Annotated in this window: 22 protein-coding genes; 12 read left to right on the top strand and 10 right to left on the bottom strand. The window is 70.3% G+C overall.

Annotation, left to right across the window (positions count from 1 at the left end; translation table 11 throughout):
- Together ureG and HDA32_RS14885 are read left to right on the top strand one after the other, a co-directional pair.
- Entirely contained in the window at window positions 1-681 is a 681-nt protein-coding gene (gene ureG, locus HDA32_RS14880) for an urease accessory protein UreG (RefSeq protein ID WP_179643759.1), read from the top strand.
- Window positions 681-1,604: an urease accessory protein UreD gene (locus HDA32_RS14885; RefSeq protein WP_179643760.1), complete on the top strand. Its 924-nt coding sequence runs from the start codon at window positions 681-683 to the stop codon at window positions 1,602-1,604. The genes ureG and HDA32_RS14885 overlap by 1 nt, the downstream gene beginning before the upstream one ends.
- On the opposite strand, the gene HDA32_RS14890 is transcribed toward HDA32_RS14885, so the two are convergent.
- The 4 genes from HDA32_RS14890 to HDA32_RS14905 form a co-directional block, all read right to left on the bottom strand.
- Window positions 1,545-1,874: a hypothetical protein gene (locus tag HDA32_RS14890; RefSeq protein WP_179643761.1), complete on the bottom strand. Its 330-nt coding sequence runs from the start codon at window positions 1,872-1,874 to the stop codon at window positions 1,545-1,547. The two genes, HDA32_RS14885 and HDA32_RS14890, sit on opposite strands and share 60 nt — an antisense overlap.
- A 25-nt stretch (window positions 1,875-1,899) precedes the next feature.
- A complete protein-coding gene (locus tag HDA32_RS14895) occupies window positions 1,900-2,856 on the bottom strand; it encodes an N-carbamoyl-D-amino-acid hydrolase (protein WP_179643762.1) in 957 nt (318 codons plus the stop codon).
- A 90-nt stretch (window positions 2,857-2,946) separates the two neighbouring features.
- Complete coding sequence (locus HDA32_RS14900) at window positions 2,947-4,431, bottom strand: M81 family metallopeptidase (RefSeq protein WP_179643763.1); 1,485 nt, start codon at window positions 4,429-4,431, stop codon at window positions 2,947-2,949.
- A 31-nt stretch (window positions 4,432-4,462) separates the two neighbouring features.
- The gene (locus HDA32_RS14905; RefSeq protein ID WP_179643764.1) at window positions 4,463-5,773 is read right to left on the bottom strand and encodes an MFS transporter; all 1,311 of its coding nucleotides are present in this window, start codon (window positions 5,771-5,773) and stop codon (window positions 4,463-4,465) included.
- A gap of 145 nt (window positions 5,774-5,918) precedes the next feature.
- Between HDA32_RS14905 and HDA32_RS14910 the strand changes: the two genes are divergently transcribed.
- The 7 genes from HDA32_RS14910 to HDA32_RS14940 all read left to right on the top strand — a co-directional run bounded on the left by HDA32_RS14910 (window position 5,919) and on the right by HDA32_RS14940 (window position 14,069).
- Window positions 5,919-6,923, top strand: a complete 1,005-nt coding sequence (locus HDA32_RS14910; protein WP_179643765.1) for an Lrp/AsnC family transcriptional regulator — start codon at window positions 5,919-5,921, stop codon at window positions 6,921-6,923.
- A 304-nt stretch (window positions 6,924-7,227) separates the two neighbouring features.
- Entirely contained in the window at window positions 7,228-8,136 is a 909-nt protein-coding gene (locus HDA32_RS14915; protein ID WP_179643766.1) for a LysR family transcriptional regulator, read from the top strand.
- Between the two features lie 132 nt (window positions 8,137-8,268).
- Window positions 8,269-9,330, top strand: a complete 1,062-nt coding sequence (locus HDA32_RS14920) for a tartrate dehydrogenase (RefSeq protein WP_179643767.1) — start codon at window positions 8,269-8,271, stop codon at window positions 9,328-9,330.
- 154 nt (window positions 9,331-9,484) lie between these two features.
- Window positions 9,485-10,651 (top strand): enolase C-terminal domain-like protein, encoded by a 1,167-nt coding sequence (locus tag HDA32_RS14925; protein WP_179643768.1) that lies wholly within the window; start codon window positions 9,485-9,487, stop codon window positions 10,649-10,651.
- A 201-nt stretch (window positions 10,652-10,852) separates the two neighbouring features.
- Window positions 10,853-11,848 (top strand): Bug family tripartite tricarboxylate transporter substrate binding protein, encoded by a 996-nt coding sequence (locus tag HDA32_RS14930; protein ID WP_179643769.1) that lies wholly within the window; start codon window positions 10,853-10,855, stop codon window positions 11,846-11,848.
- An 83-nt stretch (window positions 11,849-11,931) separates the two neighbouring features.
- On the top strand, window positions 11,932-13,497 hold the full coding sequence (locus HDA32_RS14935) for a tripartite tricarboxylate transporter permease (RefSeq protein WP_179643770.1): 1,566 nt from the start codon (window positions 11,932-11,934) through the stop codon (window positions 13,495-13,497).
- Window positions 13,494-14,069: a tripartite tricarboxylate transporter TctB family protein gene (locus HDA32_RS14940; RefSeq protein WP_179643771.1), complete on the top strand. Its 576-nt coding sequence runs from the start codon at window positions 13,494-13,496 to the stop codon at window positions 14,067-14,069. The genes HDA32_RS14935 and HDA32_RS14940 overlap by 4 nt, the downstream gene beginning before the upstream one ends.
- Window positions 14,070-14,456: 387 nt before the next feature.
- Here HDA32_RS14940 and HDA32_RS14945 read toward each other — a convergent pair whose 3' ends face one another.
- From HDA32_RS14945 to catA, 6 genes are all read right to left on the bottom strand, one after another.
- Window positions 14,457-16,853, bottom strand: a complete 2,397-nt coding sequence (locus HDA32_RS14945) for an ATP-binding cassette domain-containing protein (protein ID WP_179643772.1) — start codon at window positions 16,851-16,853, stop codon at window positions 14,457-14,459.
- A gap of 432 nt (window positions 16,854-17,285) precedes the next feature.
- Window positions 17,286-17,699 (bottom strand): VOC family protein, encoded by a 414-nt coding sequence (locus HDA32_RS14955; protein WP_179643773.1) that lies wholly within the window; start codon window positions 17,697-17,699, stop codon window positions 17,286-17,288.
- 5 nt (window positions 17,700-17,704) lie between these two features.
- Complete coding sequence (locus HDA32_RS14960; protein ID WP_179643774.1) at window positions 17,705-18,154, bottom strand: helix-turn-helix transcriptional regulator; 450 nt, start codon at window positions 18,152-18,154, stop codon at window positions 17,705-17,707.
- A 427-nt stretch (window positions 18,155-18,581) separates the two neighbouring features.
- Window positions 18,582-18,905, bottom strand: a complete 324-nt coding sequence (catC, locus tag HDA32_RS14965) for a muconolactone Delta-isomerase (protein ID WP_312863196.1) — start codon at window positions 18,903-18,905, stop codon at window positions 18,582-18,584.
- Entirely contained in the window at window positions 18,877-19,998 is a 1,122-nt protein-coding gene (locus HDA32_RS14970; RefSeq protein WP_179643776.1) for a muconate/chloromuconate family cycloisomerase, read from the bottom strand. The genes catC and HDA32_RS14970 overlap by 29 nt, the downstream gene beginning before the upstream one ends.
- Window positions 19,999-20,075: 77 nt before the next feature.
- The gene (gene catA, locus HDA32_RS14975) at window positions 20,076-20,921 is read right to left on the bottom strand and encodes a catechol 1,2-dioxygenase (RefSeq protein WP_179643777.1); all 846 of its coding nucleotides are present in this window, start codon (window positions 20,919-20,921) and stop codon (window positions 20,076-20,078) included.
- A 187-nt stretch (window positions 20,922-21,108) separates the two neighbouring features.
- On the opposite strand from catA, the gene HDA32_RS14980 reads away from it, so the two are divergent.
- The 3 genes from HDA32_RS14980 to benB all read left to right on the top strand — a co-directional run bounded on the left by HDA32_RS14980 (window position 21,109) and on the right by benB (window position 24,023).
- Window positions 21,109-21,891 (top strand): IclR family transcriptional regulator domain-containing protein, encoded by a 783-nt coding sequence (locus HDA32_RS14980; RefSeq protein ID WP_179643778.1) that lies wholly within the window; start codon window positions 21,109-21,111, stop codon window positions 21,889-21,891.
- Window positions 21,892-22,113: 222 nt separating this feature from the next.
- On the top strand, window positions 22,114-23,496 hold the full coding sequence (gene benA, locus HDA32_RS14985) for a benzoate 1,2-dioxygenase large subunit (protein ID WP_179643779.1): 1,383 nt from the start codon (window positions 22,114-22,116) through the stop codon (window positions 23,494-23,496).
- Window positions 23,497-23,513: 17 nt separating this feature from the next.
- Entirely contained in the window at window positions 23,514-24,023 is a 510-nt protein-coding gene (gene benB / locus HDA32_RS14990; RefSeq protein WP_179643780.1) for a benzoate 1,2-dioxygenase small subunit, read from the top strand.
- Window positions 24,024-24,030 lie beyond the last annotated feature (7 nt).

Genomic DNA, 24,030 nt, shown 5'->3' on the forward strand with positions numbered 1-24,030 from the left:
ATGGACCACGTCCACAACGACAAGCAGTCCCACAGCCACGCCGATACGGCGGGGACTCTGCCGCGTTCGGCCGACCACGCCCTGCGGGTCGGCATCGGCGGCCCCGTCGGATCCGGCAAGACCGCGCTGGTCGCAGCACTGTGCCGCAGCCTCAGCACGAAGCTCGGACTGGCCGTGGTGACCAATGACATCTACACCACCGAGGACGCCGACTTCCTGCTGCGCAACGGGGTGCTCTCCGCCGAGCGGGTGCGGGCGGTCGAGACCGGAGCCTGCCCCCACACGGCGATCCGGGACGACATCTCCGCCAATCTCGAGGCCGTCGAGGACCTCGAAGACAGCCTGCCGCCGCTGGACCTCATCCTCATCGAGAGCGGCGGGGACAACCTGACGGCGACGTTCAGCCGCGGACTCGTCCACCACCAGATCTTCGTCATCGACGTCGCCGGCGGCGACAAGGTGCCACGCAAGGGCGGTCCCGGCGTCACCGGGGCGGACCTGCTGGTCATCAACAAGACCGACCTCGCGTCACAGGTCAACGCGGATCTCGACGTCATGCGGCGCGACGCCTACGCCAAACGCGGCGGGCTGCCCGTGCTGTTCACGTCACTGACCCGGGATCCCGCCGCGACGGACGTCGCCATGTGGGTGCGGGACCGCCTCGCCGTACCCACCGGCTGATGCGGGCCTCCGCACGGCTGGCCGTCGAACGCCGTTCCGGTCCCACCGGCCGGACCCGGATCAGCCGGCTGCGTTCGGACGCGCCGTTGATCCTACGGCCCACCAACCCGGTGCGTCCGGAGCCGATGCAGCGTTGGAACATCCAAGGCCCGGGAACCACCCGGGTCTCACTCGCCGCCGGGGCGGCGGGGCCGATCGGCGGAGACCACCTGCGCCTCGACATCGAGGTCGGACCGGGCGCGGCCCTGATCCTGCGCACCGTCGCCGCGTCGCTGCTGCTGCCGGGGCCACACGGACGCCCGTCATCCAGCGAGGTCGCCGCGAGGGTCGCGGCCGGCGGGACCCTGGTCTGGCTGCCCGAACCGGTCATCGCCGCCCGCGGCTGTGATCACCGCGCCGCGACCCGCATAAGTCTGGAACCGGGCGCGCGTCTACTGCTCCGAGAGGAGTTGCTGCTCGGCCGGCACGGTGAGCAACCGGGTACCGTCCACCAGCGGCTGCGGGTCACCGTCGGAGACGGGCCACTGCATGACCAGGAGCTCCATCTGGGGCCACGCGCCCCGGGCTGGGACGGCCCGGCCGTCACCGGTGGCCGGCGGGCACTGGGCTCCCTGCTCCTCGTCGATCCCGACGGGGCACCACCCATCGCGGACCGGCTGCCTCGCGCCGGCGTCGACGCCTCGGGAGCCGCTGCTTCCGGCGCCGCCCTGATGCCGCTCACCGGGCCCGCCGTACTGCTCACCGCGCTCGCGGACGAGGCTCTCACCCTCCGCCGACAGATCGACTCCGCCCTGGCGGTCCTCGATCACGCTCCGCCGCCGGCCGGGGCAACGGTCGGCGCGGGCACCCGGTCGATGCCGCGGTCACGCGGTCAAGCGCACGCGGCCGCCATGGGACGGGGGCAGCCGGGCAAGTTCTCGTAGAACGCGATGACGACCCAGTCGTCGGAGCCCTGAGCATTCACGGCGCCCATGGTGTCCGGCGATCGCCGGCTCCCGCTCGTCGATGTCCATGACGATGGAGTACGCCGAGCGGAACCGGTCGTCGGCGGCGGCTTCGGGGGCGATGTGCCGGCAGATGCCGTCCGGGAAGGAGCAGTGGTCGGCGAGCGTGGCGCGGACGTCGTCGGTGGTGGCGTCGCGGTGCGCCAGCGCGTCCTCCAGCAGCCGCAGGCCGATGCGGGCCGGGTTCATCCGATCGGGGGCCGGCGCGCAGCCACTACGGCCCGCCCGCGCTCCCCTCAGGCCGGGGAAGGGGTTCTCCCCGCCCCTTCCGCTCCGTGATCAGGGTGTACTCCTCGGGCCGCCGGTGGGCTTCGAAGTCGAAGACTCCGCTGCGGTACGGTGCGGCCATGTCCAGGTCGATGTCGCAGTAGACGAGCTCGTCGCCCTCCGTCGAGGCCTTGGCGACGATCTCGCCGGACGGGGCGACGATCGCCGACCCGCCGATGAGGTGCTGCCCGTCCTCGGTCCCCGACTTGCCCGCCGCGGCGACCCAGACGGAGTTCTGGTAGGCCCCCGCCTGCAGCGACAGCAGGTGGGTGAACATCTTGGCGTGCGGCTCCTCCCGCCATCCCGGCACCTCCGTCGGGGTGTTGTAGCCGAGGACCACCAGCTCCGCGCTCTGCAGCGCGAGGACCCGGTACACCTCCGGCCACCGCCGGTCGTTGCACAGGCACATGCCGATCCGGGTACCGGCGGCGGGGAAGACCCCGAGCCCCAGGTCCCCGACCTCGAAGTACCTCTTCTCAAGATGCTGGAACGGCGCACCCTCCCAGCGATCGGCGTGTCCCGGGAGGTGGATCTTGCGGTACCTCCCGCGGATCTCCCCCGCTTCGTCGACGATGACGGAGGTGTTGTGGCGCCGTCCCTCAGGCGTCAGCTCGGCGTAGCCGAGGGAGAAGCCGATGCGGAGATCGCGTGCGCACTCGAAGAGCGCGATGGTCTCCCGGCTCGGCATCGACCTCTCGAAGTACCGGTCCATCGCATCGGTCGACTCCTGCCAGTACCGCGGAAAGAACGTGGTGAGGGCCAGTTCCGGGAACACCACGAAGGACGCCCCCTTGTCCTTGGCCCGCCGCATCAGGTCCACCAGCCGTGCGACCACCGAGCTCCTCGGCTCCGCGGGGCCGATTCCACCGACCTGGGCCACTCCCAATCCGAATCCGCGCGTCATTTCGTCCTCCGTTTTCTCATGGGGTTCCTCGGACCCGCGACGAGAGCGCGTGAGGGCTTCGGGCGCGGGCGTCGGCCTTCCGAGGGGGCGTCAGGGGGCGGCGGGACCGTCGGGTCCCGTGCGCATGCCGGAACGGAGGCGGGTCCACGGGAGCGTGGTGGGGTCCGCCGCCATCGGCCCGGGGGCCACCCCGACCAGGACGCGGCCGGCCATCGGCTGGAAGTCGCCGCGGAAGTGGACGGAGCTCTTCACCACGACGATGTTCTGCGCTTCGGGCTCGATCCCGGCCGCCCGGATCTGGTTCCGGTCCATGATCTGCGCTTTGCGGGAGCTGACCACGACGGACACGTTGCCCGACCGCAGCAGGCACGACGGCCCCACTGCGAGCTCGTTCCCGCGCATCATCGGGCCCTCGAAGACGACCCTGCCGTCGGTCAGCGCGGCCACCTCGAAGGTCCTGCGGAGGGGGGCGTCCCCGTCGACGCCCGAGCCCGGGAACTCCGCCTCGATCCTCCCGCCCGCACCGGCGCGGGCCGCCTGCGCGACGACGTCGGCGTCCCACATCGCCGCCAGTACCGATCCGGGGTGGTCCCGCTCCAGCAGCACCCGCAGCAGCCCCGTGGTCCTCGCGTCCCCGCCGGCCCCCGGGTTGTCCTGGGTGTCGGCGACGACCACCGGGGACACGCCCGACTCCACCGTCCTGATGGCGGTGTCAACGGCCTGCTCCGCGTCCATGACGTCGAGGGCGAACTCGTCCTCCCGCCGCTCGACGAGGTCCCGGAGCCGCTCGACCTCCCGGACCACCGCGTCGGCGTCCTCGCCGTACCCGAACACCGACGGCCCGCAGTCGGGGAAGTCGGCCGCGGGGAAACCGGCCGCGAAGGTGAGCGTCACATCGTCGTCGGGGACGCTCTGGACGTGATCGTAGACCTCCCCGGCGGGTTCCAGGAGGGTGCTGCCGGAATTGATCGGGACCAGGAACGGGATCCTGAGGTGGTGGCCGGTGAGCGCCGCGCCGTCCAGGAGGCGGCGCAGCAGCGACGCCGCCCGCCGCCCCGTCTCGGCCATGTCCACGTGGGGGTAGGTCCGGTAGGCGACCATCGCGTCCGCCTCGTCGAACATCCGCCGGGTCATGTTCGCGTGCAGGTCCAGGCTCACGACGACGGGCACCCGCGGGCCCACCGCCTCGCGGACCCGGCGCAGCACCTCCCCGTCGCCGTCGTCGTGCGACCGCGTCACCATGGCTCCGTGGAGGTCCAGGTACACCGCGTCCGGCCGCAGGTCCCGGCACGCCTCGACGACCTCCCCGCAGATCCTCTCGAACGCCCGGTCCGTCACCGGGGCCGAGGGCGAGGCCGCGCACCAGAGCACCGGCCGGAGGTCGGCCTCCCATCCCCGGGCCTCCTTGATGAACCCGCCGGCCGCGATGTTGACGTCCGCCAGCCCCAGAACGTCCCCGCCGCGGCGCATCCGCGGGAACCCCTCGCCGTTGACGAAGTTCTCGTAGTCGGCGGGGGTCGCGGCGAAGGTGTTCGTCTCGTGCAGGAAACCGGCGATCACGATCCTCGGTGCCATCACGGCCTCTCTCATCGTCGCCTCTCGGCTGCTAAGCGGCATCAGCGGTGGTCGGGCGGCGGATGAGGAGAAGGGCGACCGTGGACGCGGCCAGCAGTCCCACCATCACCAGCAGGCCGATCTGCGTGCTGCCCGTGGCCTCCTTCACCAGGCCGATGAGATAAGGGCTCGCGAATCCGCCGAGGATGCCGACCGTGTTGATGAGGGCGATCCCGCCGGCGGCGGCGGTGCCGCCGAAGTGCTCGGCGGGGACCGCCCAGAACACCGTGTACGCCGCCCAGACCGCCGCGACGGCGATGATCATCGCACCGAAGGACAGGACGAGGACGTGGCCGGCCATCGCGGAGACGAGCAGGGCCGCTCCCGCCACGACGGTCGGGACGATGGTGTGCCACCTGCGGTCCTGGAACCTGTCGGAGCTCCTTCCCAGCACGACCATGGCCGCGATCGCGAACACGTAGGGGACGGCGGTCAGGAACCCGATGGTGAGGGTCCCCTCGACGCCGTTCTCCTGGAGGGTCGTCGGCAGCCAGAAGCTGATCGCGTAGATGCCGCACATCATGCCGAAGTACGCGACGGACATGACGTAGATCTGCGCGTTCCTCAGGGCCGCCGCGAAACTGTGGGTGGTCTGCGACCTGCTGCGGGAGACCGCCTCGCCGATCACCTCCTTCTCCCTGGCGGAGAGCCAGTCCGCCTCCTGCGGGCGGTCCGCCATGGTCCTCCAGAAGAGGTATCCCAGGAACACGCAGGGAATCCCCTCGACGAGGAACATCCACTGCCATCCGGACAGGCCGGCGATGCCGTCGAAACCGCTGATGATGAGGGCCGAGAACCCCGAGCCGAGGATGGAGCCGATCGGGCCGGCCAGCATGTAGACGCCCATGGCGGCCGCCATGCGCTTGGCCGAGTACCAGTAGGTCAGGTACAGGATGATCCCCGGCGCGAAGCCGGCCTCGAACACGCCGAGGAGCACCCGCAGGACGTAGAACGACGTCTCGTCCTGGACGAACGCCATGGCCGCCGATGCCAGCCCCCAGAGGACCATGATGCGGGTGATCGTCCTCTTCGCCCCGATCTTCTCCATGAGGAGGTTGCTCGGGATCTCCAGGAAGGCGTACGCCAGGAAGAACAGTCCCGCGCCGAGACCGAAGGCCGCCTCGGACAGCCCGATGTCGTCCTGCATGTGCAGCTTGGCGAAGCCGATGTTCACCCGGTCGAGGTAGGCGAAGGTGTAGCAGAGCAGCAGGAACGGCAGGAGGCGGCGCCCGACCTTCCGGTAGACCGCCGCCTCTTCGGCCTGGCTCGCCCGGGCCTTCGGGGTGCGGGACGCCTCCACCACGGCATCTCCTCTCGGTCATGGGCCGGACACCGATAGCGCACCACTGTAGGTGCGTGACCGAACGGAGCGCCCAGGTGTTCGATATTCCATTCAGGCCTCGCACAACGATGGATCCTGACGTTTTTCGGGACTAGATTGCGGCTCCATGACATACCGCGTCCACGAGACCGACCTCCAGCTGGTCGACGCCCTCCAGGTCAATCCGCGCGCCACCTGGGCGGAGGTCGGCGCCGCGCTGGGGGTCTCCGCCGTGACCGCCGCCCGCCGGTGGAACCGCCTGGAGGAGCAGGGGCTCGCGTGGGTCAACGCGGCGATCGGGCCGGAGCGGTCGATGGGGGCCGTCCTCGAGGTGAGGTGCGCTCCCAGCGACACCGAGGACGTCGCACGGGCCCTCGCCCGCTTCCCGAACATCATCACCGTCGGGGCGACGACCGGTGACTTCCAGGTGTTCGCGATCCTCCTGGCCACCGACCTCCAGGAGCTCATGCGCACCCTGGCGAGGAAGTTCACCCCGGTCAAAGGGGCGGTCCGGATACGGCACAACATCTTCCGGCTGCTCTACGGCGGCGTCCACTGGAGGCAGGGGGTCCTCTCCCCCGGCGAGTCCAGGATCATGGAACCGGACCCGTCCCCGAACCGGCCGCGCGTCCGCCCGCTCGGGATCGAGGACCGCGCCCTCTTCCGCCACCTCAACCGCAGGGGCCGGGCGACGCCCACGGAGATCGCCGCGGAACTCGGACTCAGCCAGCACAGGGTCCGGCGCCGACTCAACGAGCTGTCCGCCTCCCAGGAGATCATCTTCAGGTGCGATGTCGCCCGCCCCCTGTTCGACCTCCCCCTCGGGGTGTACCTCCAGCTCAAGGCCCCTGATACGACGGTCGGGCAGGCTGCGTCGGAGCTGGGGAGATGGCGCGAGACCCGGTTGTGCGCCAACGCCATCAGCGCCTCCAACATCATCCTGGTGATCGGCCTCCACCAGTTGTCGGAACTGGAGGAGGTGCAGTCCCGGATCGCGGAGAGGTTCCCCGACGTATCGGTGGAGGACCGCCGGGTCATCCTCAGATACGAGAAGATCTACGGACGCGTCCTCGACGACCTGGGACGCTGCGTCGAGACCGTCCCGGTCGACCCGTGGACCGATTCCGTCTGAGCGCCGAGGAGCATCACCGGGGTCCCGCCACCGCGCCGCCACCCGGGCGCCGACCGCCCGGCCGACCGGGTCACAGGCCCAGGGGGTGCTTGTGAACGGGTGAGGCCGCGGAGCCGGACGGCGGTCGCGTCCGGCTGGACTCCGCACCGGGCGAGAGCACGACGTCCGGCGCCGTGCCGCCGATCGGATGACGGGCTCCGCGCTCCCGAGCGTGCACCGGCCGTTCGGGAGGCGGCGCCCCCGGTGAGGACCGGCGCGATCGATAGGTTGGGCCGGTCGATTCCATTCCAGGTCAGGATCGCGTATGGACGCCCGCCAGCTCGAGTACTTCCTCGCCATCGTGGACCACAACGGGTTCAGCCGCGCCGCGGACCGCCTGCACGTGGCCCAGCCGTCGCTGTCGCAGGCGATCCAGACGCTGGAGCGCGACCTCGGCGTCCCCCTGTTCCACCGGCTCGGCCGTCGGGTCGTGCCGACCGAGGCGGGCGAGGCGCTGATCGAGCCGGCCCGGCAGGTCCTGCGCGACCTGGAGACGACACGGGCGACCGTGGAGTCCATCAAGGGGGCACGGTCGGGCAGGGTCGACATCGCGGCGATGCCGTCGCAGGCCGTCGAACCCCTCACCACCATGATCACCAGGTTCACCGAGCGCTACCCCGGCATCGTCGTCAGGGTGCGCGCCGTCTTCACCGTCCAGGAATCCATCGACGTGGTGCGCGACGGCAGCTGCGAACTGGCGCTCGTCGGCTCCGGCGAGGAGCTCCGGCCGCCCGGGGTACTGGCGCAGATGATCGAGGAGCAGCGGTTCATCCTGGCGGCGCCGCCCGGGCTGGCGATCGGCGACACCGGGCGCGTCACCTGGGACGGGCTCTCCGGCCGCCGGGTCGTCGCGGCTCCCGAGGGCAGCCGGATGCGGCACATCGTCGACCAGATCCGGGCGCACGGCGTGGACCTCTCCATCGCGGTGGAGGTCGCCCACCGCGAGTCCATTCTCCCGCTCGTCGTCAACGGCGCCGGGGTGGCGGTACTGACGGAGGCGTGGACTCGCACGGCGCGCCGCAGCGGAGCCCAGGTGCTCGAACTCGACCCCGCCCGGTGGATCCGGATCTCGCTGCTCTCCCGCCGTGCGCCGCTGACACCGGCGGCCGCCGCGTTTCGCAGGGTGGCCCTGGCTGCGGCGCACAACACCCACCGCCGACCCGTGCGGCCATAGGCGCTGCCTATCGCCCGGATCGGATATCGGTGTTGGACACCCCTCCCGGCCGTGAAATTAGATGTTCACCTGTCGGACACGGCGCCGCCGAGTCCGCACGCGGGCGGCGGCCGGAACGAGCCAGGAGTTCATGTGCGCAGTTACGAGATCGCGGTGGTTCCCGGTGACGGCATCGGCCGCGAAGTGATGCCCCAGGCGCTGCGGGTGCTCGACCGGGTCGGCGCCGAGCACGGCTTCGAGATGCGCTTCGACCACTTCGACTGGAGCTGCGAGACCTACCGGAAGACCGGGCGGATGATGCCCGCGGACGGCATCGAGCGGCTGCGCGACCACGACTCCATCCTGCTCGGCGCCGTCGGCTTCCCCGGCGTTCCCGACCACATCTCCCTGTGGGGGCTGCTGATCCCCATCCGGAGGGAGTTCGACCAGTACGTGAGTCTGCGGCCGGTCCGCCTGCTGCCGGGGCTGACGCCCCCCGTCCGCGGCCACGCCCCGGGGGACATCGACTTCTGGGTGGTCCGGGAGAACACCGAGGGCGAATACTCGCGGCTGGGCGGGCGGCAGGGTGAGGGCACCGAACACGAGACGGTGCTGCAGGTGTCCTCCTTCACCCGGCGGGCGACCGACAGGATCCTCCGGTACGCCTTCGACTTCTCGCGGACGCTGAACCGGAACAGGTTGACGCTCGCCACCAAGTCGAACGGCATCTACCACTCGATGCCCTACTGGGACGAGCGGTTCGCGCAGATCTCCGCGGAGTACCCGGACGTGGAGACCGAGAAGGAGCACATCGACATCCTCTGCGCCAAGTTCGTCATGCGACCGCAGAACTTCGACGTGGTGGTCGGCAGCAACCTGTTCGGCGACATCCTCTCCGACCTGGGCCCCGGAGTCACCGGGACCATCGGTGTCGCCCCGTCGGCCAACATCAACCCCGAGCGCGACCACCCGTCGATGTTCGAGCCCGTGCACGGGTCCGCGCCGGACATCGCCGGCAAGGGCATCGCCAACCCGATCGGCCAGATCTGGTCGGCCGCCATGATGCTCGACCACCTCGGTGAAGCGGAGGCCGGAGCGCACGTGATGCGCGCCGTCGAATCGGTCCTCGGTTCCGACGGCGCGCCTTCGACCCCCGATATCGGCGGCCGGGCGGGCACCGAAGACCTCGGCTCGGCCATCGTCGACGCCCTGTGAGCCTCGGCCCGGACCGGTGGAGGCCCTCCGGGCGCCGGGGTCTCCTCCCCGCACCGGACCTCGGCGGCGCGACGACGCGGGACGTCACACGCGCCGTGATCGACGACCTCTGAGCCGGCCCGGCGACCGCGCGCATCATGGAAAGGACACGAGAATGCGGATCACCAAGATCACCCACAGTGAGGCGCCCATCGCGTCGCGGATCAGCAACGCGGTGATCGACTTCTCCCGGATGACGGTGTCGATCGTCGCCGTGCACAGCGACCTGGTCGTCGACGGTGAGCCCCTGGTCGGCTACGGGTTCCACTCCAATGGGCGCTACGCGCAGTCGGGCCTGCTGGCCACCCGCATCCTGCCCAGGGTCGAGGAGGCCCCGCCCGAGCGGCTGCTCGACCCCGAGACCGGCGTCGTCGACCCGGTCCGGGTTCAGCGGGTCGCCATGGAGAACGAGAAGCCCGGCGGCCACGGCGACCGGGCCGTGGCCGTCGGCACCCTCGACATGGCGATGTGGGACCTGGCCGCCAAGGCCGCCGGGCTGCCGCTCCACCGGCTGCTGCACGAGCGCTTCGGCCGCACCGCGGAGCCCGCCTCGTCGGTGTGGGTGTACGCCGCCGGCGGCTACTACCACCCTGAGAAGCCGTTGCAGGGGCTGCGCGACGAGATCCGCGGCTACCTCGACCTCGGATACCGCGACGTCAAGATCAAGATCGGCGGCGCCCCGCTGGAGGAGGACCTCCAGCGGATCGAGACCGTGCTGGAGCTGCTCCCGGAGGGCAGCCGGCTGGCGGTGGACGCCAATGGCCGCTTCGGAGTCGAGGAGGCGCTGCGCTACGGACGTGCGCTGACCGACTACCACCTCCTGTGGTACGAGGAGCCGTGCGACCCGCTCGACTACCGGACGCACGCCGTGCTGGCCGACGAGTACGAGGGCACCCTCGCCACGGGCGAGAACCTCTTCTCCGTGCCCGATGTGCGCAACCTGCGCCGCCACGGCGGCCTGCGCCCGCACCGCGACGTGCTGCAGATGGACCCTTCGCTCAGCTACGGGGTCCCGGAGTACGCGGGCATGCTGGACGAGCTGGAGGCGGGCGGGTGGTCGGCCGAGCGGTTCTGCCCGCACGGCGGGAACCAGATCAACCTGGCGCTGGCGGCCGCCTTCGGCCTGGGCGGCTGCGAATCCTACCCGCAGGTCTTCGAGCCGTTCGGCGGGTTCGCTGATTCCACGCCGGTGCAGGACGGCCGCGTGCGGCTGCCGGAGGCCCCGGGGATCGGCGTCGAGCTCAAGCCGGCACTGCACAACCTGCTGCGCGAGCGCCTGTGAGCGGTGCCCGCCGGCCGGGAACGTACGCGGTACGCGACCGGCCGGCGGCGCGGCCGAAAGCCGAACGGCCGGAGACAACCGAATAGGGCGAGCGGTACCCCTCGTCCGGCCCCGCCCGGACCTCGCACCCCGCGGCCTCGTCCGGGGAGTGCAGCCCCCTTTCCATCTCCCCGTGCCGGCACGGCACGACGAGGAGGCGAATTGAGCACATCACGAAGGGCATTCCTCACCGCCTGCGGCGCGGCCGCCCTGTCGCTGCCGCTGTCCGGCTGCACCACCCGGGCCGTACCAGGAGGCGGCCGGGGAACCGACTACCCCACGCACTCCATCCAGTACGTGCTCCCCTTCGACCCGGGCGGGGAGTCCGACATCACCGCCCGCCTCCAGCAGAAGCCGCTGGAACGCGTCCTCGGGACCCCGATCGTGGTCTCGAACCGTCCGGGAGGCGGCGGCGCGGTGGGCTGGTCGGAACTGGCCAACCAGTCCCGGCCCGACGGCTACACGATCATGGGCGCCAACATCCCGCACGTGATCCTGCAGCCGCTGGCCCGAGGTGAAGCGGGCTACGAGACCGCGGACATCCACTGGGCCTACATCTTCCAGAGCACGCCCAACGCCCTGGTGGTCTCCGAGGACAGGGGGTACGGAACGCTCGAGGACTTCCTGGACGCCGCCCAGGACCGGACCCTCACCCTCGGCGGGAGCGGTTCCTACACCGCCAACCACATCGGCACGCTCGCGCTCGCCCGGGACGCGGGGGCGCAGTTGACCTACGTGCCGTTCAGCGGCACCGCGGCGGCCTCGCCCGCACTGCTCGGCGGGCAGGTCGACGCGCTCATGACCTACAACACCGAGGCACTGGAGCTGCGAGACGACGGGATGCGGGTGCTGGCGGTCGCCTCCGAGGAGCGGCTGCCCGAGTTCCCGGATGTTCCCACCCTGGTCGAGAGCGGATTCGACATCGTCGAAGGCGCCTGGCGCGGCATCGCCGTCCCGCCGGACACCCCCGACGCCGTCGTCGAGACGCTGGCCGACGCGTTCGCCCAGGTGAACCAGGACCCGGAGGTGATCGAGCAGTCGAAGCGCCTCGGCTTCCACCTGGAGGACATGGGCCCCGACGAGTCCGCCGACTTCACCGCGCAGCGCACACAGGCGGCCCGCGAGCTCCTCGAAGACTTCGATCTGGTGCACGAGTAGCCCGTCCCGCCGCCGTCCGCGCCGCCGCGCCCGCCACCGGCCCGGCGGCCCCACCCGAACCGGCATCACCCCCAGGAGCCCAGATGTTCCCAGGATTCGAGGATGCTCTAGCCCAGGTCCTGTCGCCCCCCACACTGCTGCTGTGCCTCATCGGCGTCGTCGGCGGCATGGCCGTCGGAGCGACCCCCGGCCTCAGCGCGACCGTCGGCTTGGCCCTGCTCCTCCCCGTCACGTTCACCCTCGACCCCACCAGCGGCCTCGTCCTGATGGGAGCGTTCTACTCCGGCGCGATCTTCGGCGGCTCGTTCACCGCGATCCTGGTGAACGCGCCCGGCACCCCGTCGTCGATCGCCACCACCTTCGACGGCTACCCCATGACCAAGCAGGGCCGCAGCGAGACGGCGATCACCGCGGTCACCACGGCGTCGGTCTTCGGCGGTCTGATCGGGGTCGCCGGACTGCTCCTGCTGGGTCCGCTGGTGGCCGACGTGGTCCTGGCCTTCGGCCCCCAGGAGTACTTCTGGCTCGGCATCTTCGGCCTCACGATGATCGCGAGCCTCGCCACGGAATCGCTGATCAAGGGTTTCGCGGCCGGCTTCGTCGGACTGCTGATCAGCGCCATCGGCATCGCGCCGGTCGGCGGCGACGTCCGCTTCACCTTCGGCTTCACCGAGATGCAGGGCGGCGTGCCGCTCATCGTGGCGCTCATCGGGTTCTTCACCGTCCCGGCGATGATCGACCTGATGGCCGATCCGGCCGACCGCTCGGCCGCGATGCACAAGGAGCGCGCGCAGCGCGAGCCCGGCATGCTGGCGCGCACGGTGCGCCGGGTGCTCTCCCGACCGATCAACCTGTTCCGCTCCGCGGTCATCGGGGCCTTCGTGGGCATGCTGCCCGGGGCCGGCGGCAACGTCGCGAACCTCATCGCCTACAACGAGGCCAAACGCGCCTCGAAGACGCCTGAGAGGTTCGGCAAGGGCGAGCTCGACGGGGTCGTCGCGCCGGAGACGGCCAACAACGCCGTCGTGGGCGGCGGACTCATCCCGCTGCTCACCCTCGGCATCCCCGGCGCCCCCGCCGACGCGGTGATCTTCGGCGTCCTGATGCTGCACGGACTGCGGCCGGGCGCCGACCTGTTCACCGAACAGGGGCCGCTGACCTTCACGTTCATTCTGGCGTTGGCCATCGCGGCGCTGCTGCTGGCCCCGGTCGGGCTGGTGGCGGGGCGCGGGCTGCAGCGCACCGTGGTGCGCACGCCCACGCACCTGCTGGTGCCGGCGATCGCCCTGCTTGCGATCATCGGCGCCTACGCGGTCCGCAACAACCCGGTGGACGTCGTGCTGATGCTGGGGCTCGGCGTCCTCGGCTACGGCCTCAGACACCTCGGACTGCCGCCCCCCGCCATCGTGCTCGGCGTGGTGCTCGGCCCGATCATCGAGTCCGGGCTCGGGCAGGGCCTGCTGGCGGCCAGCGGGGACGACCGGCCCTGGCTTTCGTTCTTCACCCGGCCGATCAGCGCGGGCATCATCGTCGTGGTGCTTCTGGCACTGCTATGGCCGCTCCTCTCCCGGTGGAGGGCGCGCCGCCGCCAAGCCGGCAGCGCGGCACCGAACACGACCGCATCGACCGGTGAAGGCGGCGAATCATGAGGCGCGATCTGCTGTGCGCGGGGCTGCTGCTCGCCCTCGCCGTGATCTTCTGGTTCCAGCAGGACTACACCACCCCCGTGGACGCGGTGCTGCCGCGGTTCGTGCTCGTTGTGCTGGCGGTGCTGGGCGTGGCCATCGGTGCCGCGGCCCTGCTGCGGAGCCGCAGGGGCCGGGAGGGCACCGCGCAGGCGGCGGCACCGGCCCGGACCGACGCGGAGGGGGTGCCGGGCGCCGGGGCCGCGGTCGTGGGCCCCGACGCGTCCCCGGCCGTGCACGGGGACGGCTCCGGTGGCGCGGACGGCGGCGAGGACGCACCGGTCGATCGGCGCGTCATCACCGCCGCGATCCTCCTGCTGCTGGGCTGGGGGGCGGCGTTCGGCCTGTTCGGCCTCGCGGTGAGCGGCGTCGTCGCCTTCGTGGCGACGGCGGCCCTGGTGAAGCGGGGCTTCACACCGGTCCGCGGCCTCCTCGTCGACACCGGTGTCGCGATCGGGTTCGTACTGCTCTGCTTCTTCGTCTTCACCCGCGTGCTCTACGTCCCGCTGCCCGTATCGGTCCTCCTCGGTATCTGAGCGGTGCGCAGGCGACCGCGGGAAGGACGATCACCGGCCCCAGGCCCGCGTCGGCCCACTGCGCGACGGCCACGTCGCCCGGCCCGGCCGCCCACAGCGGCAGAGCACGGACCGCGTTCGGGCGGGCACCGGGCCGCGGTGGACCGGCCGGCCTCGGTGCTGCGCGAAGCGCCTTCCCTCAGGGCCGGAGAGCTGTGCGAGTTCATGCCCCACAGTCGCCTCCGCGCCCGGTCGGTCGCCTCCCCCGCGAGGGGGATCGGGGCGGCGGGGCCTCCCGCGCACGAGGGCCCTCGTCCTGGTCTGACCCTGCCCTTGCCGGGCAGGGCGGCCGTTCACCGCTGCGTGGCCTTGCGCACTGGGTGAGGCAGCCGAGGGCCATCGCCTCGGTCAGGTGCCGACGTAGGCCGCGAGGTGCTCGCCGGTGAGGGTGGAGCGGGCGGCGACGAGGTCGGAGGGTGTGCCCTCGAAGACGATCCGGCCGCCGTCGTGGCCGGCGCCGGGGCCGAGGTCGACGATCCAGTCGGCGTGCGCCATGACCGCCTGATGGTGCTCGATGACGATGACCGACTTGCCGGAGTCGACGAGCCGGTCGAGCAGGCCGAGCAGCTGCTCGACGTCGGCGAGGTGGAGGCCGGTGGTCGGCTCGTCGAGGACGTAGACGCCGCCCTTCTCGGCCATGTGGGTGGCCAGCTTGAGCCGCTGCCGCTCGCCGCCGGACAGCGTAGTGAGCGGCTGTCCGAGGCTGAGGTAGCCGAGCCCGACGTCGGCGAGCCGGTCGAGGATGGCGTGCGCGGCCGGCGTGCGCGCCTCGCCGCCGCCGAAGAACTCCTCGGCCTCGGTCACCGACATCGCGAGCACCTCGCTGATGTCGCGGCCGCCGAGGTGGTGGTCCAGCACCGATGCCTGGAACCGCTTCCCCTCGCACTCCTCGCAGGTGGTGGCGACGCCGGCCATCATCGCCAGGTCGGTGTAGATGACGCCGGCGCCGTTGCAGTCGGGGCAGGCGCCCTCGGAGTTGGCGCTGAACAGCGCCGGCTTCACGCCGTTGGCCTTCGCGAACGCCTTGCGGATCGGGTCGAGCAGTCCGGTGTACGTCGCCGGATTGCTCCGTCGCGAGCCGCGGACCGCGCTCTGGTCGATCGACACTACGCCCGCCGAGGCGGGGACGGAGCCGTGGATCAGTGAGCTCTTGCCGGAGCCCGCCACGCCGGTGACCAGGCAGAGCACACCGAGCGGGATGTCGACGTCGACGCCCTGCAGGTTGTGGGACGTGGCGCCGCGGATCTCCAGCTTCCCGGTGGGGGTGCGCACCGTCGGCTTGAGCGACGCTCGGTCGTCGAAATGGCGGCCGGTGATGGTGCCGCCGGCCCGCAGCCCCTCGACGGTGCCCTCGAAGCAGACGGTGCCGCCCGCCGTACCGGCGCCGGGGCCGAGGTCGACGACATGGTCGGCGATCGCGATCGTCTCCGGCTTGTGCTCCACGACGAGCACCGTGTTGCCCTTGTCCCGCAGCCGCAGCAGCAGGTCGTTCATCCGCTGGATGTCGTGCGGATGCAGCCCGATCGTGGGCTCGTCGAAGACGTAGGTGACGTCGGTGAGCGCCGACCCGAGGTGGCGGATCATCTTGACGCGCTGCGCCTCACCGCCCGACAGCGTGCCCGACGGCCGTTCGAGCGAGAGGTAGCCCAGCCCGATCTCCACGAACGAGTCGAGGGTGTGCAGCAGTGCGGCGAGCAACGGTGCGACCGACGGCTCGCCGAGACCGCGGACCCATTCGGCGAGGTCGCTGATCTGCATCGCGCAGGCGTCGGCGATGTTGATCCCGCCGATCCGCGAGGAGCGGGCCGCCTCGCTGAGCCTGGTGCCACCGCATTCGGGACAGGCGGTGAAGGTGACCGCCCGGTCCACGAACGCCCGGATGTGCGGCTGCAGCGCGTCGGGATCCTTGGAGAGGAACGACTTCTGCACCTTGGGGATCAGCCCCTCGTAGGTGAGGTTGACGCCGTCGACCTTCACCTTGGTCGGCTCCCCGTAGAGGAAGTCGCGGAGCTCCTTCTTGGTGTACTTGCGGATCGGCTTGTTCGGGTCGACGAAGCCCGACTCGGCGTAGACCCGCACCGTCCAGAAGCTGTCCGACTTCCAGCCGGGGATGGTGAACGCGCCCTCGGCGAGCGACTTGGAGTCGTCGTAGAGCTGGGTGAGGTCGATATCGGAGACCGTGCCCCGGCCTTCGCAGCGCGGACACATGCCGCCGGTGCGGGTGAAAGTCTGTTTCACGGCCTTGGTCTTGCCGGCACCGCGTTCGACCGTGATCGCACCGCTCGCCCGGACCGAGGCGACGTTGAAGGCGAACGCGCTGGGCGAACCGATGTGCGGCTGCCCGAGCCGGCTGAAGAGGATGCGCAGCATCGCGTTGGCGTCGGTGGCGGTGCCGACCGTGGAGCGGGGGTCGGCGCCCATCCGCTGCTGGTCGACGATGATCGCGGTCGTCAGCCCTTCGAGTACGTCGACCTCGGGCCGCGCCAGCGTCGGCATGAAGCCCTGCACGAAGGTGCTGTATGTCTCGTTGATCATCCGCTGCGACTCCGCGGCGATCGTGCTGAACACCAGTGAGCTCTTGCCCGAGCCGGAGACGCCGGTGAACACCGTCAGCCGGCGCTTCGGGATCTCGACGCTGACGTCCTTGAGGTTGTTCACGCGCGCGCCATGCAGGCGGATCAGATCGTGGCTGTCGGCGGCGTGCGGCGCAGGCGACCGCGTGTCCGTCCTCGTGGTCATGCTCATCGTGTCTCCGTAAGTTGTTACGCGGGGCCGCCTTCGCGGTCTCCGTCGGCGTTGCCTGGCTCGATCCGACCGGCTTCGAGCAGTACGTCCGGTTCTCCTTCGCTTCGGCCCGTGGGGCCTCCGGGCCCCGGCCACGCGGCGCGCCCGGTCGGCGCCCCGCCGTCCCGGTCGAAGGACAGCGGTACCGGGTACGGCGCGCCGTCCGCCGAGGCACTGGCCGCCCCGACGTCTTTGTCGTGGGTGAGCCGGTGCTCGGTGTCGCGACGGCGCTGAGCGCGGGAGCGGGGGGCTGCGCTCACCGGTCGTGAAGCAGCTCGGGGACGTTGCCATCGGGGGCGGTGACGGTGGCCGCCAGGCGGCCGCCACCGGCATCGTGCGCTGACTCCTTCACGGTGCCGTCTGTGCAGGTCATGGCTGCGATCGCCGGACGGCTCAGCGCAGCTCCTGGATGCGGATCAGGTTGCCCGCGGGATCGCGGACGGCGCAGTCGCGAACGCCGTACGGCTGCTCGGTCGGCTCCTGGACGACCTCGGCGTCGCCGGCCTGCAGCCGCTCGAAGGTGCCGTCGAGGTCGGCGGTGGCCAGGTTGATGCCGGCGTAGGTGCCCTTGGCCATCATCTCGACGATGGTGCGGCGCTCGTCGTCGGTGATGCCGCAGCCGTCGACAGCCGGCGGCTCCAGGACGATGGACGTGTGGGGCTGGCCGGCGGGCCCGACCGTGATCCAGCGCATCCCGCCGTATCCGACGTCGTCGCGGACCTCGAAGCCGAGGGTGTCGCGGTAGAAGGCCAGGGAGGCGTCCGGGTCGTTGTGCGGGAGGAAGCTCGCGTGAATGGTGATGTCCATGGCAGTCACGCTAGATGCGGCTCGGGGGCCGGCGCTTCTCGATTCCTGATCGGTCTGGTCACCTGTTTCGCCACGCACGGCGGCATCCCCGCCGTCGCGCGTGCCGCATGGCGCCGATAGACGCTGGGCGGCACACCGACCAGCTCGGTGAAGCGACTGCTGAAGGTGCCCAGCGACGAGCAGCCGACCGCGAAGCAGGCCTCGGTGACGCTGAGGTCGCCACGGCGCAGCAGCGCCATCGCGCGCTCGATGCGCCGCGTCATCAGGTAGCCGTACGGCGACTCGCCGTAGGCGAGCCGGAACTGGCGGCTGAGGTGCCCGGCCGACATGTTCACGCCGCGGGCGAGCGCCTCGACGTCCAGCGGCTGCGCGTACTCCCGGTCGATCCGGTCGCGGACGCGGCGCAGCCGCGCGAGGTCGCGCAGGTGCTGCGCTGCGGCGGGTCTGCTGGTCACCTGCAATATCGTGCCACGTCGCGCCGACGTTGCCCAGCGCCGTCGGCGTCCAACCCCACCCCGCTCCGCGTCCGCTCCGGTCTGCTCCGCGTCCAAGGACGTCGAGTCCGTCGAGCGCCACCACGAGCCTGCCCGGGGCGGACTCCGCGGCGGTCCAGGCATCGATGGCACGTACACCGCCGCGGTGAGCACCGGGCGGTCATCGATCAGGGGCGCCTGCCGAGGAACTGGGCATATCGGAACGAGATCCGCCGAACGGCATCGGTCGGTCGGGGGCTCACGGTGGTCTTCGAGGGCTTCTGGGCGCCTCTGCCGACGCTTTCCTCCGGAAACGGGAAGCCGGTGCCCCCGCCCCCTTGGCGGGGGCACCGGCTTCTCCGGATGTCGGCCGGGGTGCCCGGGAACCGTCCGGCAGGTCGGGGCGGAACTACGTGATTGCGGAGCCGTGCCTGGTCAAGGGCATGATCGTGATGTCCATGTAGGGGAAGAGCGGAAGCCCCCACAGCAGTTCATGGAGTTCGTCCGCCGACTCGACATCGAAGATGCTGATGTTGGAGTACTGCCCGACGATCCGCCACAGGTGAAGCCATCTTCCCTCGCGCTGGAGTTCCTGCGCGTACTCCTTCTCCCGGGCGACCGTGTCGACGCGGACCTTCTCCTCCAGGTCCCGGGGGATATGGACATCCATTCGCACGTGAAAGAGTGCCATGTGTGTCTCCTGTTCACGTTCGGGTGAACCGTTTGACGGCATCGGGGTCGAGTTCGACACCGAGGCCCGGCCCGCCGGGTAGGTGTAGTCGCCCATCCGCGTAGCGCAGCGGCTGGGTGAGCAGCTCCTCGGCGAGCAGCAGGGGCGCGAAGAGCTCGGATCCGTGGTTGATCCCAGGCTCTGAGCAGGCGAAATGCAAGGATGCCGCGGTGCCGATCGGCCCTTCGAGCGACGTCGCCGCGTGGCAGGCGATGCCCGCCGCCTTGGCGATGCTCGCGATCTCCTTGCTCTTCTGCAGCCCCCCGACCTTGGTGGTCTTCAGGGCGATGACGTCGGCTGCGCCCCGCCGGGCGACCTCAAGGGCGTCGTGGGGGGTCTGCACGGACTCGTCCGCCATGACGGGGACCCCGACGCGGCGCGTGATCTCCGCGAGCACCTCGAGCTGTTCCCCCGGGGTCGGCTGCTCGATCAGCTCGACGCCCCCCTCGACCAGGCGCGGTAGGTACTTCAGCGCGGTGAGGCGGTCCCACCGGGCGTTGACGTCGATGCGCACGCCGGCCCGTCCCCGCAGAGCCCGCGCCACGTCGACCACCCGGCGGGTGTCCTCTTCCGGGGAAAGGGCTCCCATCTTCAACTTGAAGCTGAAGTGCATGCGGGACTCGATCTTCTCGTCGATCTCGGTGAGGAGTTCTTCCGAGGGGGCCGCCCCGAGTGCCCAGGTGACGTCCACCGCGTCGCGGAACCGCCCGCCGAGCAGGTCGTGGACCGGTAGGCCGAGCGCCCGCCCCCAGGCATCGTGCAGGGCGACGTCGATCGCGGCCTTGGCGAACCGCGCGTTGGCGACCACCCGTTCCAGGTCGGCCATGATGCGGGGGATCTCGTCGACGCGTCGTCCGATGACGAGCGGGGTCATGTACCGGTCGATGAGCACCTTCATCGTCTCGACGGACTCGCCACCCCACCAGGGCCCTCCGGGAACGACACCTTCGCCGTGTCCGACGGCGCCGGCCGCCGTGGTGACCGACACGAGCAGGATCGGCTGCACCTCGGCGGTGGTCGTCGCGAACTTGTGCGGCCTGATGAGGGGGACGTCGAGGATCACGCTGTGCACGGATCGGACGGTGAGGTCGGTCATGGCGGCTCCTGGGGCGGGGACGGGGCACGCGATCGGTCGGCCCCGCCGTCGACGGGCCCGACCGGTGGACTGGGGCGTCAGTCTTCGGGGTCGAGGGCGAAGTTGTAGACGACGCGATTCCTGCCGTCCTCACCCTTGTGCGGGTCGAGGATCAGATCCGGCTTGGTGGCTGAGGCGACGTCGTCGTCCACCCATTCACCGCCCTTGAAGTACAGCTGGGTGGTGATGGACGCCTTGCCCGGGTGCGACACCAGCAGGTGCAGGTGTGCCGGACGCCACGGGTGGCCGTTCTGCGCCTCGATGAACCGCCCCGTCGGTCCGTCGGTGGGGATCTTGTAGGGCGCCGGTTGGATGGTGGTGATCTCGTAGCGGCCCTCCGCGTCGGTGATGATGGTGCCGCGCAGGTTCCATTCGGGCAGGTGCGGGGCGAACTGCGAGTAGTAGCCCTGCTCGTCGGCGTGCCACAGCTCGATCTCGGCGCCGCCCAGGCCGTTGCCGTCCAGGTCGGTGACCTGGCCGGAGAACACCAGGGGCGTGGCCTTCTCGTCCTCTTCGCGCATCGGCATGGTGCACCTCGCCGGGAGTTCGGGGGCGCCGGGTACGTAGTAGGGGCCCTCGATACTGCCCTTCGTGCCCTTGCGCGACCGGGCGAGCACCTCCTCCACGGAGTGCTCGACGAACACGTCGAGGAACAACGGCCACTCGCCGCCCTCGCCGACGTCGATGAGCCACTGCTTGAACACCCGGTACTCGGGATAGCTGACCTCGTGCTTGAGGATCACCTCGTTGAGGGCGTCCAAGGCGTCCTTCGCGATGGCGGCGAGGCGCTCGGGCGAGGTGTCGGCGGTGACGCGTTCCGACTTGAACTTGTCCGTGGCGGCGCTGCCCGATTTGGCGGCGGTAGGGCCTTCGGCGGTGGTCATTGGAGTTCTCCTCGGGACGGGAGGTGCTGAGCTGGAGGAGGTGCGGTGTCCCCGGGCACGGAGATCACCTCTCTCGTAGTACGCTCTGCGTACAGGCAGACCGCTTTGCGTACGCCGCCAGTGTGCGTTGGACCACCTGATCTGTCAACGTGAGCCCGTGAGAGGCCGTATCGACGACGGAGGGGCCGTGCCGAACACCGACCGCGACTTCATTCAGAGCATCGAGCGAGGGTTCGCTGTTCTCATCGCGTTCGACGAGCGCAACCCGAATCCGACGCTCGCCGAGATCGCCGCTGAGACCGGCCTCTCTCGTCCCGCGGTCCGCCGAATCCTCCTGACGCTGCAGCGACTCGGATACGTGAACGGGGTCGATGGACGCTGGAGCCTCACCCCTCGGGTCCTGAGCATCGGACAGCACTTCTCGGCCACTCACGCACTGACCGAGGCCGCTCAGCCTCATCTGCTGCGGATCGCCGAGGAGACGGGGGAGTCGGCCTCACTCGGAGTCCTCGACGGCACCGAGGTCGTCTACGCCGCCCGCGTCCCTGTGCGCCGCATCATGAGCATCAACGTGTCCGTCGGCACCCGGGTGCCCGCCTACGCCACCTCCATGGGGCGCGCACTCCTCGCCTGGTCACCGGAGGACCGGGTGTCCTGGGTGATCGAGAACTCCCGGTTTGAACGGCTGGGCCCCGCCACCGTCACGGACCCCGACGAGCTGCGCGCAGAACTGGCCGACATCCGCCGGCGTGGTTACGCGATCACCTCCGAAGAGCTCGAACGAGGTCTCATCTCCCTCGCCGTTCCGGTGCGAGACGCGACGGGCGGGGCCGTCGGCGTGCTGGCGAGCTCCACCTCCACGGGCCGCTCGACGCTCGACGAATTCCGCACGGAGGTGGAGCCGCTCCTCACGCGAGCGGCCCGACGGCTGAGCATCGACATGGGCTTCCGGGAGGTGCCCCGGTCCTGATCGCGCCCGTCCCGATCCGCCCGGGGAAACGCCCCTCAGCTCTTGGAGCCGGGCCGCCATCGCGTGTGTCCGCGGTCGGCGCCGGCGGCGCCCGGCTTGTCGACGTCCTGGTCAGTCCTAGGCATTTGCCTGGTGTGACCCAGGGCACCACCTGCCAGTGTGGTGGGCAATCTCGCCGATACAGCCCGTTCACGGCGAGTTCACGCAGCACTGGAGGAACCGATGACCGAGACGTTGGACAGCGTCCGCAGCCTCCTGTCGGACGCCCTCATCGAGGATGAGGAGAACGGTCGGTACCAGATCCGCCGATCGGTCTTCACCGACGAGGAGATCTTCGAGCTGGAGATGAAGTACATCTTCGAGGGCAATTGGGTCTATCTCGCCCACGACAGCCAGATCCCGGACGTCGGCGACTACTTCACCACCCATATCGGCCGCCAGCCGGTCGTCATCACGCGCGGCAAGGACGGCGGGCTCAACGCGCTCATCAACGCGTGCAGCCACCGGGGCGCGATGCTCTGCCGCCGCAAGACCGACAACCGCACCACGTTCACGTGCCCCTTCCACGGTTGGACGTTCAGCAACGCCGGCAAACTCCTCAAGGTCAAGGACGCGCGGACGGGTGGGTACCCGGAGCAGTTCAACAAGGAGGGTTCGCACGACCTGACGAGGGTCGCCCGTTTCGAGAGCTACCGGGGATTCCTCTTCGGCAGCCTCAATCCGGACGTCGGACCGCTGGCCGAGCACCTCGGCGACACCCGCGAGATCCTGGACATGCTCGTCGACCAGTCCCCCGAGGGACTTGAGGTACTGCGCGGCTCATCCACCTACACCTACGACGGCAACTGGAAGCTGCAAGCCGAGAACGGCGCCGACGGCTACCACGTCTCCTCGACGCACTGGAACTACGCCGCCACCACGGCCCGCCGCACCGTCGGCGAGTCCACGAACGAGACCAAGGCGATGGACGCCGGCACCTGGGGCAAGCAGGGCGGCGGCTACTACTCCTTCGACCACGGCCACCTGCTGCTGTGGATGTGGTGGGGCAACCCTCAGGACCGTCCGCTCTACCCCCGCAGGAGAGAACTGGCGGCGGAGTTCGGCGAGAAGAAGGCCGAATTCATGGTGGGCGCGTCGCGCAATCTGTGCCTTTACCCCAACGTCTACATCATGGACCAGTTCTCCAGCCAGATCCGTCATTTCCGCCCGATCTCGGTGGACAAGACGGAGGTCACGATCTACTGCATCGCCCCGAAGGGCGAGAACGCCGAGTCGCGCGCGAACCGCATCCGGCAGTACGAGGACTTCTTCAACGCCACGGGCATGGCGACACCGGACGACCTGGAGGAGTTCCGGTCCTGCCAAAAGACCTACCACGCCACGACCGCACCGTGGAACGACCTGAGCCGCGGCGCCGCTCACCAGCTCAACGGGCCGGACGAGACCGCGCGCGGCATCGGTCTCGACAACGTCCTCTCCAGCGGGTCCAGGACCGAGGACGAGGGCCTGTACCCGATCCAGCACGGCTACTGGCGCGACCAGATGCTCAGGGCTCTGGCGGCCGAGGCCGCCCAAGGGCTCGCCGGCGATCCCGACCACCGCTGAGGGAGGCGACCTTCACGATGACCGCTGCAACCGCAACCGCGATCACCCGAAACGAGGTCGAGCAGTTCCTCTACCGCGAGGCCCGGCTGCTCGACGACCGCCGGTTCGAGGACTGGCTCGAGTGCTACCACCCGGACTCCGAGTACTGGATGCCCGCCTGGGACGACAACGACGAGCTGACCGAGGACCCCCAGCGCGAGATCTCGCTCATCTACTACCCGAACCGCGGCGGGATCGAGGACCGCGTCTTCCGCATCCGCACGGACCGCTCCAGCGCGACCTCCCTCCCGGAGCCGCGCACCGGTCACAACATCACCAACGTCGAGGTGCTCGAGCGGCGCGAAGGCGAGGTCGACGTCCGCTACAACTGGCTGTCCCTCTACTACCGCTACCAGACGACCGACACCTACTTCGGTACGGCGTTCGTCACGCTCGACGTCACCGGGGATCGACCGCTGATCCGCAAGAAGAAGATCGTCCTGAAGAACGACTGCGTGCACCACGTGGTGGACATCTACCTCCTTTGACCGGTCC

Origin of the sequence: Spinactinospora alkalitolerans, from assembly GCF_013408795.1 — a bacterium.
GTDB classification, from domain to species: domain Bacteria; phylum Actinomycetota; class Actinomycetes; order Streptosporangiales; family Streptosporangiaceae; genus Spinactinospora; species Spinactinospora alkalitolerans.

Coding starts and splice junctions, on each gene's coding strand:
- HDA32_RS14915 (WP_179643766.1), top strand. CDS start 7,228: ATGGACGCCCGCCAGCTCGAGTACTTCCTCGCCATCGTGGACCACAAC.
- HDA32_RS14970 (WP_179643776.1), bottom strand. CDS start 19,998: ATGACCGACCTCACCGTCCGATCCGTGCACAGCGTGATCCTCGACGTC.
- HDA32_RS14925 (WP_179643768.1), top strand. CDS start 9,485: ATGCGGATCACCAAGATCACCCACAGTGAGGCGCCCATCGCGTCGCGG.
- catA (WP_179643777.1), bottom strand. CDS start 20,921: ATGACCACCGCCGAAGGCCCTACCGCCGCCAAATCGGGCAGCGCCGCC.
- HDA32_RS14935 (WP_179643770.1), top strand. CDS start 11,932: ATGTTCCCAGGATTCGAGGATGCTCTAGCCCAGGTCCTGTCGCCCCCC.
- benB (WP_179643780.1), top strand. CDS start 23,514: ATGACCGCTGCAACCGCAACCGCGATCACCCGAAACGAGGTCGAGCAG.
- HDA32_RS14900 (WP_179643763.1), bottom strand. CDS start 4,431: ATGGCACCGAGGATCGTGATCGCCGGTTTCCTGCACGAGACGAACACC.
- benA (WP_179643779.1), top strand. CDS start 22,114: ATGACCGAGACGTTGGACAGCGTCCGCAGCCTCCTGTCGGACGCCCTC.
- HDA32_RS14910 (WP_179643765.1), top strand. CDS start 5,919: ATGACATACCGCGTCCACGAGACCGACCTCCAGCTGGTCGACGCCCTC.
- HDA32_RS14940 (WP_179643771.1), top strand. CDS start 13,494: ATGAGGCGCGATCTGCTGTGCGCGGGGCTGCTGCTCGCCCTCGCCGTG.
- ureG (WP_179643759.1), top strand. CDS start 1: ATGGACCACGTCCACAACGACAAGCAGTCCCACAGCCACGCCGATACG.
- HDA32_RS14945 (WP_179643772.1), bottom strand. CDS start 16,853: ATGAGCATGACCACGAGGACGGACACGCGGTCGCCTGCGCCGCACGCC.
- HDA32_RS14890 (WP_179643761.1), bottom strand. CDS start 1,874: ATGAACCCGGCCCGCATCGGCCTGCGGCTGCTGGAGGACGCGCTGGCG.
- catC (WP_312863196.1), bottom strand. CDS start 18,905: ATGCCGTCAAACGGTTCACCCGAACGTGAACAGGAGACACACATGGCA.
- HDA32_RS14885 (WP_179643760.1), top strand. CDS start 681: ATGCGGGCCTCCGCACGGCTGGCCGTCGAACGCCGTTCCGGTCCCACC.
- HDA32_RS14895 (WP_179643762.1), bottom strand. CDS start 2,856: ATGACGCGCGGATTCGGATTGGGAGTGGCCCAGGTCGGTGGAATCGGC.
- HDA32_RS14955 (WP_179643773.1), bottom strand. CDS start 17,699: ATGGACATCACCATTCACGCGAGCTTCCTCCCGCACAACGACCCGGAC.